The sequence below is a fragment of the Enterobacter sp. E1 genome, from assembly GCF_016809815.1.
Lineage (GTDB): Bacteria > Pseudomonadota > Gammaproteobacteria > Enterobacterales > Enterobacteriaceae > Enterobacter > Enterobacter adelaidei.
In genome coordinates this window covers 136,613-146,118 of the sequence record NZ_JAFBJM010000010.1, presented here as the reverse complement: position 1 = coordinate 146,118, position 9,506 = coordinate 136,613, and the positions used below count along the sequence as shown (strand labels likewise).

11 protein-coding genes are annotated in these 9,506 nt (G+C 51.3%); 6 read left to right on the top strand and 5 right to left on the bottom strand.

Annotated elements, in window-relative coordinates; genetic code table 11:
* Positions 1 to 654 precede the first annotated feature (654 nt).
* The 6 genes from JGF26_RS19750 (at position 655) to JGF26_RS19725 (ending at position 5,124) form a co-directional block, all read left to right on the top strand.
* Positions 655 to 978, top strand: a complete 324-nt coding sequence (locus JGF26_RS19750) for a metalloregulator ArsR/SmtB family transcription factor (RefSeq protein WP_129996981.1) — start codon at positions 655 to 657, stop codon at positions 976 to 978.
* A gap of 1 nt (position 979) precedes the next feature.
* Positions 980 to 1,693 (top strand): arsenical resistance protein ArsH, encoded by a 714-nt coding sequence (arsH, locus tag JGF26_RS19745; RefSeq protein WP_023305188.1) that lies wholly within the window; start codon positions 980 to 982, stop codon positions 1,691 to 1,693.
* An 8-nt stretch (positions 1,694 to 1,701) separates the two neighbouring features.
* Positions 1,702 to 2,247, top strand: a complete 546-nt coding sequence (locus JGF26_RS19740) for a sigma-70 family RNA polymerase sigma factor (RefSeq protein WP_126498997.1) — start codon at positions 1,702 to 1,704, stop codon at positions 2,245 to 2,247.
* Positions 2,248 to 2,322: 75 nt separating this feature from the next.
* The gene (locus JGF26_RS19735) at positions 2,323 to 2,640 is read left to right on the top strand and encodes an arsenic metallochaperone ArsD family protein (protein WP_134708592.1); all 318 of its coding nucleotides are present in this window, start codon (positions 2,323 to 2,325) and stop codon (positions 2,638 to 2,640) included.
* A gap of 65 nt (positions 2,641 to 2,705) precedes the next feature.
* A complete protein-coding gene (gene arsA / locus JGF26_RS19730; protein WP_129996980.1) occupies positions 2,706 to 4,463 on the top strand; it encodes an arsenical pump-driving ATPase in 1,758 nt (585 codons plus the stop codon).
* Positions 4,464 to 4,587: 124 nt separating this feature from the next.
* Positions 4,588 to 5,124 carry a GNAT family N-acetyltransferase gene (locus tag JGF26_RS19725; protein WP_057057331.1) on the top strand — a complete coding sequence of 179 codons (537 nt, stop codon included), beginning with the start codon at positions 4,588 to 4,590 and terminating at the stop codon, positions 5,122 to 5,124.
* Positions 5,125 to 5,158: 34 nt separating this feature from the next.
* Here JGF26_RS19725 and arsC read toward each other — a convergent pair whose 3' ends face one another.
* From arsC to arsR, 5 genes are read right to left on the bottom strand one after another with little or no spacing between them, the layout of a single operon-like run.
* A complete protein-coding gene (gene arsC / locus JGF26_RS19720; protein WP_017880248.1) occupies positions 5,159 to 5,584 on the bottom strand; it encodes a glutaredoxin-dependent arsenate reductase in 426 nt (141 codons plus the stop codon).
* Between the two features lie 12 nt (positions 5,585 to 5,596).
* Positions 5,597 to 6,886: an arsenite efflux transporter membrane subunit ArsB gene (gene arsB / locus JGF26_RS19715; protein WP_134708591.1), complete on the bottom strand. Its 1,290-nt coding sequence runs from the start codon at positions 6,884 to 6,886 to the stop codon at positions 5,597 to 5,599.
* A gap of 47 nt (positions 6,887 to 6,933) precedes the next feature.
* The gene (gene arsA, locus JGF26_RS19710; RefSeq protein ID WP_057057333.1) at positions 6,934 to 8,685 is read right to left on the bottom strand and encodes an arsenite efflux transporter ATPase subunit ArsA; all 1,752 of its coding nucleotides are present in this window, start codon (positions 8,683 to 8,685) and stop codon (positions 6,934 to 6,936) included.
* A gap of 17 nt (positions 8,686 to 8,702) precedes the next feature.
* A complete protein-coding gene (gene arsD, locus JGF26_RS19705; protein ID WP_000855179.1) occupies positions 8,703 to 9,065 on the bottom strand; it encodes an arsenite efflux transporter metallochaperone ArsD in 363 nt (120 codons plus the stop codon).
* Between the two features lie 47 nt (positions 9,066 to 9,112).
* Positions 9,113 to 9,463 carry an As(III)-sensing metalloregulatory transcriptional repressor ArsR gene (arsR, locus tag JGF26_RS19700; protein WP_057057334.1) on the bottom strand — a complete coding sequence of 117 codons (351 nt, stop codon included), beginning with the start codon at positions 9,461 to 9,463 and terminating at the stop codon, positions 9,113 to 9,115.
* Positions 9,464 to 9,506 lie beyond the last annotated feature (43 nt).

Sequence of the window (9,506 nt, the reverse complement as noted above, 5' to 3'; positions counted from 1 at the left end):
TGCAGGACTTTAATTTCCATACGAATCTCAAAAGTGATCATAAGCTCCCCTGTATTCAGAGGAGCAGATTAACCCCTGGATCAATTTTCAACCGTTGGGGTGGATCAGTTTTGCACCGTTGGTAACACATGATGAATTACTTCGTCTTAGCCACTCACGCCGTCACCGTAGATGGTGAATGGGTTACACCAGAATCTGTTCAACAGGTTGATTTTGATTCATTGCTTTGTATTTACTGCAAACTGCAGATCGGTGTTCAGTTTAATCCTCTGACATCTACAAAAACGTTTGTGCACATACCGAGGCATATCAACAATGTTGCTCGGCTTAAAACATGTCGATTTAACAAGCTCCAAACAGTACCAGAAGAAACCTCGCCAAAAACTATCCCGCCTCCAGAAATGCGCCTTCGACCTACTAACACGACGATACGGCAATGGCGATGCTGCTGGTGCGATACTCACTGGCATGGGGACAAGGTTTGTCCGAAATGTCGCGACTTGATTTATGTGTTAGAAGTTTAAGAGACAGTTTCGGTCGTTAGAGTTCGTAGGTTAAATCTGAGCGTGCCGACATCTACCATTGCCTCTCTTTTACCAGGAAAGGAAATTAGGTATATTTCTACAATTCCGGAAATATAGAAATGAGATGCAAATGGAGCTTTCAAAAGCAGCAGACACTCTGAAAGAGCTGGGACATCCTACACGACTGAGCGTGTACAGAGAGCTGGTTAAAGCCGGACATGAAGGTTTACCGGTTGGCGAACTGCAGAAGCGGCTCGACATCCCTGCCTCTACGCTGAGCCATCATCTCTCATCGCTGATATCAGTTTCTCTGGTACGCCAGGAACGTCAGGGCAGAACGCTCTTTTGCCATGCTCGATATGAAAATCTTGAGGCTCTGATTGCCTTCCTGACAGAAGAATGCTGCTCAGGAACTGACGACTGCCTCACCATACCCCAGAAGACGGAGAAGTAAAATGACAGGTGATCTTAAGAATGTTGATTCGGGTTTGTTCGACACCTCAATCACAGAGGCAAGATTCGGCGTTCCTGCCGTTCCCCATCCTCCACGTATCCTCATGTTGTACGGCTCTGTACGCGAACGTTCCTACAGCCGACTGGCAACTGAGGAAGCTGCAAGGCTGCTGACTGCCATGGGCGCAGAGGTGCGGATCTTCAATCCTTCTGGCTTGCCTCTTCCTGATGATGCGCCTGATTCGCATCCTAAAGTCATGGAGCTGCGTGAGCTGGTTCGTTGGTCCGAAGGCATGGTGTGGTGCTCACCTGAACGCCATGGTGCGATGACCGGCATCATGAAGGCTCAGATTGACTGGATACCACTTTCGGAAGGCGCTGTTCGCCCTTCTCAGGGTAAGACGCTGGCCGTTATGCAGGTCTGCGGTGGCTCCCAGTCTTTCAATGCCGTAAATCAGATGCGCATTCTTGGCCGCTGGATGCGGATGATCACCATCCCGAATCAGTCCTCCGTGGCAAAAGCCTGGCAGGAGTTTGATGAAGATGGACGAATGAAACCATCGTCTTATTACGACCGCATCGTGGATGTGATGGAAGAACTGGTGAAATTTACTCTGCTGACAAGAGGTAGCTCAGCTTATCTCGTCGATCGCTACAGCGAACGTAAAGAGTCTGCAGAAGAACTTTCCCGGCGGGTTAATCAGAGCAAAATCTGAGGGCTAGGATGAGTGATGTAACGGCATTCAACAACTGCATGAGCGCGTTATGGCGGCAACATGAAGCCGAACTCTCTCGCTTCCTGACATCGAAGACAGGTGATAGCGAAAAAGCAGCAGACCTTCTGCAAGAGCTATTCCTGCGTGCCCGCGCTCATTCAGACAGTTTCTGCGAGATGGAGAATCCGCGAGCCTGGCTATATCGGGCGGCGAGGAATCTGCTGATTGATGAGTACCGCACCACCAGGGAGTTTGTTGAGCTGGAAGAAGATGCCCCATTAACAGACGTATCCCCTGATGCAATCTCAACGCTGGATATTTGCCTGCCTGAAACATTACAGGCTTTACCCGAAGATGAGCGATGGTTGATTGAAGAGTCCGACCTTAACCGGCGTCCCCAGCAGTCTCTGGCCGATGAACTGGGAATCACGCTTACGGCGTTTAAATCCCGTTTGCTTCGAGCCAGAAAGCACCTGAAAGAAACGATGACAGAACTTTGTCAGATTGAGGCGGATGACACGTCTCCCGTCTGCTGCCACAAAAAAATGAATTAATCGCGCATCTTTTTCCCGTCACCTTCGTTTACTTCAGTGTAAAGCCAAATGACTAAACACTGAGGTAAACAGTCCATGTCAAAAATTGAGATCTTTGAAGCAGCAGGCTGCTGCGCAACCAGCAGCGTTGTGGTCAGCGACAATGCCGTCAAATGGAACGCCAACGCCGAATGGGCGAAAAAGAATGGCGTTGATATTCAGCGCTACAGCCTTGCGAAGAACCCACAGCAGTTCCTGAATACCCCCGTCATCAAAGAGTTCCTGAACACATCAGGAATGGAGTCCCTCCCCGTCACCTTGCTCGATGGGAAGCTCGTGATGGCAGGCAAACTCCCGACGCGTGAAGATATCGCCCGTTGGTCAGGTATTCCGCTTACTCAGGACTGGAGTTAAGACAACACGCAACCACGCTGCTGCAGCATTCCACGTATGCCTTAATTCCAGAGGAGCTATTACTGATGAATATTCCATTTTTAAAAGACATTCCCCCGTTCATCTTCTTCACTGGCAAAGGTGGCGTGGGTAAAACATCTCTGGCCTGTGCTACTGCGGTATGGCTGGCCGATCAGGGTAAGAGAACGCTTCTGGTGAGTACCGATCCGGCTTCCAATGTCGGCCAGGTCTTTAGCCAGACTATCGGCCACCGAATCACAGATATCAGCACCGTAGAAAATCTTGCCGCGATGGAAGTTGATCCGATGGCTGCAGCACAGGCTTATCGTGACCGCGTACTCGACCCGGTTCGCGGGCTGATGCCAGCCGATGTGGTCAGCAGTATTGAAGAACAGCTCTCTGGCTCATGCACCACGGAAATCGCTGCGTTTGATGAGTTTACCGGTCTACTGACCAATCATGAGCTGCGGGAAAAATATGACCATATCGTATTTGATACCGCGCCAACCGGTCACACCATCCGCATGCTTGAGCTGCCGGGAGCCTGGAGCGGTTATCTGGAAGCGAACCCCGATGCCGCCGCTAACCTCGGGCCGCTGGTGGGGCTGGAGAAACAACAGCACCAGTACTCAGATGCGGTTAAGGCGCTCTCTGATGCTGCACTCACGCGTCTGGTTCTGGTTGCCCGCGCCCAGGCTTCGACACTGAAAGAGGTTTCCCATACGCATGATGAGCTGTCTGCTATCGGTTTGCGGCATCAACACCTTGCCATTAATGGTGTGTTGCCGCCATTTGTGGGTGAAAATGATCCGCTGGCGCAAAGTATTTTAGCTCGGGAGGAAAAAGCGCTACTTGCTATGCCAGAGAATCTGGCGAACCTTCCCCGCTCGCAGCTGTATCTGAAGCCATTTAATCTGGTCGGTCTCGAAGCCCTGCGTGGGTTATTTACAGAGAGCGAAGCCTCGATGTCTCTCCCAGCTACCACGCTGAACACTCTGGATTTACCAAAACTTGCCTCGCTGGTGGATGAACTCAGCCTGACAGGTAAAGGTCTGGTAATGACGATGGGTAAAGGCGGGGTCGGCAAAACGGCTGTTGCAGCATCGGTGGCGGTATCTCTGGCAAAACGCGGTCATAAAGTCCATCTGACGACGTCAGATCCGGCAGCACATCTGTCTTATACGCTGGATGGCTCGATACCAAACCTTCAGGTCAGCCGTATTGACCCGAAAGTAGAGACTGAACGCTATCGTCGCTTTGTTCTGGAAAATCAGGGGAAAGGGTTAGATGCAGAAGGGCTGGCGGTGCTGGAGGAAGATCTCCGCTCACCATGTACTGAAGAGATCGCCGTCTTCCAGGCATTCTCGCGGATCATCAAAGAGGCAGACGATCATTTTGTCATTATGGACACCGCGCCAACGGGTCATACGCTTCTGCTACTGGATGCAACAGGGGCCTATCACCGGGAAATGGTGCGCCAGATGGGGCAAACACATGACCATGTGATGACACCAATGATGCAATTGCAGGACCCGGAGAAGACGAAGGTGATTATCGTGACGCTTGCCGAAACGACACCTGTACTGGAAGCAGCAAACCTGCAGCAGGATTTGCGTCGGGCTGAAATTGAACCATGGGCATGGGTAATCAATAGCAGTCTGGCTGCTGCGAAACCGTCCTCACCGTTCCTGGTAACCCGAGCCAGTCGCGAACTGCCGCTGATAAATGACGTTACAGAGCAGTTTGCAAAGCGTATTGCATTAATACCACTGCAGAACGAAGAACCAGTGGGTGCGGCTCTGCTGGCAAAAATGGCAGGCTAATAGATGGGGCTGCGGCCCCATCTTCTGTAGCCAAACTTTTGCTTATACAGATTATAAGCTTAAGTGCTTAACCTGCTGTCGCGAATTTCGGTAGTTTGTAAAACACCATTACTGGAGCAATTCGATGCACATTATCAAAGCTGAAGAACAGCACATTACCGCGATACGCAATATCTATGCTTACCATGTTCTGCATGGTACAGGTAGCTTCGAAACCGAACCTCCGGATACGCAGGAAATGCTTAACCGACTGAGGAGCATTCAGTCTCGGGGATTCCCATGGTATGTCGCCCTGCAGGGCGATACGATCATTGGCTACTGTTATATTTCCCGTTACCGCGAACGCCATGCTTATCGGTTCACGGTTGAAAATTCGATATATATTGATCCGGCTTATCAGCGCCAGGGCGTCGGAAAAGCACTGCTCGACCATGCATTAAAATGGGCCGAATCTCAGGGATATCGTCAGATGATTGCTGTTGTGGGTGACAGCGCTAACGTTGCTTCTGTTGCGCTGCATATCCGCGCAGGATTTACTGAAATAGGCACATTAAAGGACATTGGTTTCAAACATGGCCGCTGGCTTGACACGGTTTTGCTGCAAATGAAACTTGGTGAAGGGAATAGTACTCTGCCAGAAGGTTCAGATCTTATGCCTTGAGGCAGGAATAAGGGGGCGTCTGCCCCCTTTATGTTTATTTCAATCGCTTACCTGTTTCATCAACAACTTTCTCGCCGTCTTCCTTAGCAAATGCACCTTTTTGCGCATCCGGAAGAATATCCAGTACCACTTCGGAAGGGCGGCAAAGGCGCGTTCCCAATGGTGTCACCACAATCGGGCGGTTAATCAGGATCGGATGCTGAAGCATAAAATCGATTAACTGATCGTCAGTAAACTTATCTTCGGCAAGCCCCAGTTCTTCATAAGGCTCGACATTTTTACGCAGCAGCGCCCGTACTGTAATCCCCATATCTGCGATAAGTTTGACCAGTTCATCGCGTGACGGTGGATTTTCAAGGTAATGAATAACGGTCGGTTCATTACCGCTGTTGCGGATCATCTCCAGCGTATTACGCGACGTGCCGCAGGCCGGGTTGTGATAAATGGTGATGTTGCTCATATCAGTATCTCATTACAAAGTGAAAGAGAGACGTAGCGCCAGCGCGGCCAGCGTTACAAACAGCACAGGCAGAGTCATGACGATCCCGGTGCGGAAATAGTATCCCCAGGTGATGGTCATATTCTTCTGTGAAAGGACATGCAGCCAGAGCAGCGTTGCCAGGCTACCAATAGGTGTAATTTTCGGGCCCAGATCGCAGCCAATCACGTTGGCGTAGATCATCGCCTCTTTAATAACGCCAGTTGCAGTGCTTCCATCGATAGAAAGAGCGCCAACCAGCACGGTAGGCATGTTGTTCATAATGGAAGACAGGAAAGCCGTCAGGAAGCCAGTACCCAGCGTCGCAGCCCAGAGTCCTTTATCCGCCAGTACGTTCAGCACACCTGAAAGGTATTCGGTTAGCCCGGCGTTGCGCAGACCGTAGACCACCAGGTACATCCCCAATGAGAAGATGACGATCTGCCATGGCGCACCGCGCAGCACTTTGCCAGTGGTAATAGCATGGCCTCGTTTAGCTACTGCAAACAGGATCACGGCTCCAACAGCCGCAATCGCGCTAACGGGAATACCGAGCGGCTCAAGGACAAAGAACCCAACCAGCAGAAGAATTAAAACTATCCAGCCGGTTCTGAAGGTTGCCAGATCTTTTATCGCTTTCGCCGGTGCTTTCAGCAGAGCCAGGTCATACGTTGGCGGAATGTCTTTGCGAAAGAACAGATGCAGCATCACCAGCGTGGCGATAATAGCGGCAATATCCACCGGCACCATTACCGACGCATACTCAGTGAAGCCCAGTCCAAAGAAGTCCGCCGAGACTATATTCACCAGGTTCGACACGATAAGCGGCAGGCTGGCCGTATCGGCAATAAAACCCGCAGCCATGACGAATGCCAGCGTGGTGCCTTTGCTGAACCCTAGTGCCAGCAGCATGGCGATGACTATCGGCGTTAGAATAAGTGCCGCACCATCGTTGGCGAACAGTGCCGCCACCGCCGCACCGAGCAGAACAATATACGTAAAGAGCAAACGTCCACGACCGTTACCCCAGCGGGAAACGTGCAGCGCTGCCCATTCGAAAAAACCGGACTCATCAAGCAGCAGGCTGATAATAATTACGGCAATAAAGGTCGTCGTCGCGTTCCAGACGATATTCCACACCACCGGAATATCTCCCACATTCACAACGCCAGATATCAGAGCCAGTCCCGCGCCCAGCATTGCACTCCAGCCGATCCCTAATCCCTTCGGTTGCCAGATAACCAAAACAATGGTCAGGACAAAAATAGCGCCTGCCAGTAACATAAAACCTCCTGACAGGGCGACTTTGTCGCCCTGTATATGCCAAAAAATTAACTCATCAACTCTCTGAGCTTTTCAATACCGGCGGGCTCTGACGCCAGCACCGGAACAAGCGCTATACGGTCAGCGTGCTGATTCTTAACAGCCTCAATCTGAGGCCGTTCCTGATGAGCACGCTGGCAAAGCAACGGAGAACGCGTATCCGCAATGGAAAGGCTGTTATTGATAATCCAGCCCCACGGATGAATCCCCGCTCTCTCGAGGTCAGCCTGCAGGTTTGCCGCTTCCAGCACCGGTGTGGTTTCAGGAAGCGTAACCAGCAGAACTTTGGTGCGTTCCGGGTCCTGAAGCTGCATCATTGGGGTAGTAAAATGACCTTTACTCCCCATTTTTTTGGCAATCTCTCGGTGGTAAGCCCCGGTCGCATCCAGCAGTAAAAGCGTGTGCCCCGTAGGGGCAGTATCCATGACAACAAACCGTTTACCCGCTTCACGAATCACCCTGGAAAAGGCCTGAAACACGGCAATTTCTTCAGTACAGGGAGAGCGTAAATCCTCTTCCAGTAGCCGTTTCCCTGCTTCGTCCAGATCTCTTCCCTTCGTCTCAAGGACATGCTGACGATAGCGTTCGGTTTCATCGTGAGGGTTGATGCGGCTGACCTGCAGGTTTTTGAGGCTGCCGTTCAGCGTTGTACTCAGATGCGCAGCAGGATCAGAGGTCGTGAGATGCACGTCAAATCCCATGTCTGCCAGCCTGACGGCTATAGCCGCAGCCATCGTGGTTTTCCCTACGCCACCTTTGCCCATCAGCATAATCAGGCCGTGTTCACTGCGAGCGATATCCTCGACCAGGCCAGAGAGCGATAAGTTTTCAGGCATGTACAGAACGTTCGTTGCCGGGAGCGGTAACGCCTCAGAATGGATATCCAGCAGTCCCTTCAATGCGGACACACCAACCATATTGACTGGCTGTAGTAATAGGGTATCTGTCGGTAGCTCAGATAAACCGGCAGGAAGATTTGCCAGTGCCTCCTGCTCACGTTGCCATATCGCAGCTGCCAGGGCGTCATGTTCAGCTTCGGCTTTAGGCAGCACACCATTAATCACCAGGTATTGGTTTTTCAGGCCAATTGAAGCCAGTTCTTCATGGGTGCGGGCGACTTCCTGCAGCGTCGATTTTTGCAGTCGTGCAACCAGAACCAGGCGGGTACGTTCAGGATCGGATAACGCCTCTACTGCATGAGCATACTGCTCACGCTGCTTTTCCAGCCCGGCCATTGGGCCAAGACAGGAAGCACCATCTGGATTACTTTCAATGAAGCTACTCCAGGCACCGGGAAGCTGGAGAAGGCGAATCGTGTGGCCCGTCGGCGCTGTATCAAAAATGATGTGATCGAAGCGGGTCAGCAGGGTAGCGTCTGTCAATAAGCCGGTGAACTCGTCAAACGCCGCAATCTCAGTGGTACAGGCTCCTGAAAGCTGCTCGCTGATACTGTTAACAACGTCATCTGGCAGAAGACCTTTGATAGGATCAACAATTCTGGCGCGGTATTGCTGGGCGGCTTCCTGCGGGTCAATCTCCAGAGCAGAAAGCCCAGGAACTACTGTCACAGGGCGAATGTTGTTACCGATAGCTTGGTCGAATACCTGGCCGACATTCGAGGCAGGATCGGTACTGACCAGCAAAACCTGCTTACCCTGTTCGGCAAGGCGGATAGCCGTCGCGCAGGAAATGGAAGTTTTTCCTACGCCTCCCTTGCCAGTAAAAAACAGGTAAGGCGGGATATTCTGTAAGAATTTCATATGTCCTCCTGACATATTCAGCAACAGGAAGTATTACCACCACAGCAGCTGGTGGGAGCTAACCCTACCTTCTCCAGCGGAATACCGAACCAGCGAGCCAGCTCAGCACGTTTTGGGTATCGCCCTGCCATCACAGTTTCACCGTCCAACAGCAGTAGCGGAAGCCCTTCTGCTCCAGATGCTTCGAGGAATGCTTTCGCTTTCTCATTCTGAACAAAGCTCATGGGCTGCTGCGCCAGGTTGTAACGTTCAACCTGTACGCCACGTCCTTTCAGCCACTGCACATCAGCAGAAAAATCAACCAGAACCTGATCGACATCTGAGCCACATACGCCGGTACTGCAGCACATTGCCGGGTCAAACACCGTTAACGTCTTCATTCTCAATACCTCACATTCGTAAAATCATATATGTTCAGGCAAATTTTTTAGATGCAAACAGCCTTACCGCTACCAAAGCAGTTTGCCGATGCCAGCTTACGGGCGATGGCCTGTACGTCGTCCTGTTGGCTTAACCAGGCCTGCTCAATCACCTGAGCGGCCCAGGAAGGAATATGCGGGGACAGGCGGTAATGAACCCACTTGCCCTGTTTGCGATCCAGCAAAAGTCCACTTTCCCGGAGCATTGCCAGATGGCGTGAAATCTTGGGCTGAGACTGTTCCAGCGCAGTACATAGATCGCACACGCATAGCTCTCCCATCTCTCTAAGCAGTAGCACGATGCCCAGGCGGGTTTCATCGGAGAGATTTTTGAAGAGTTGTAAATTGGTAAGTTTCATTGATACCTCCGACAAATATTTTTAATGATAAACAGGTTTGTAC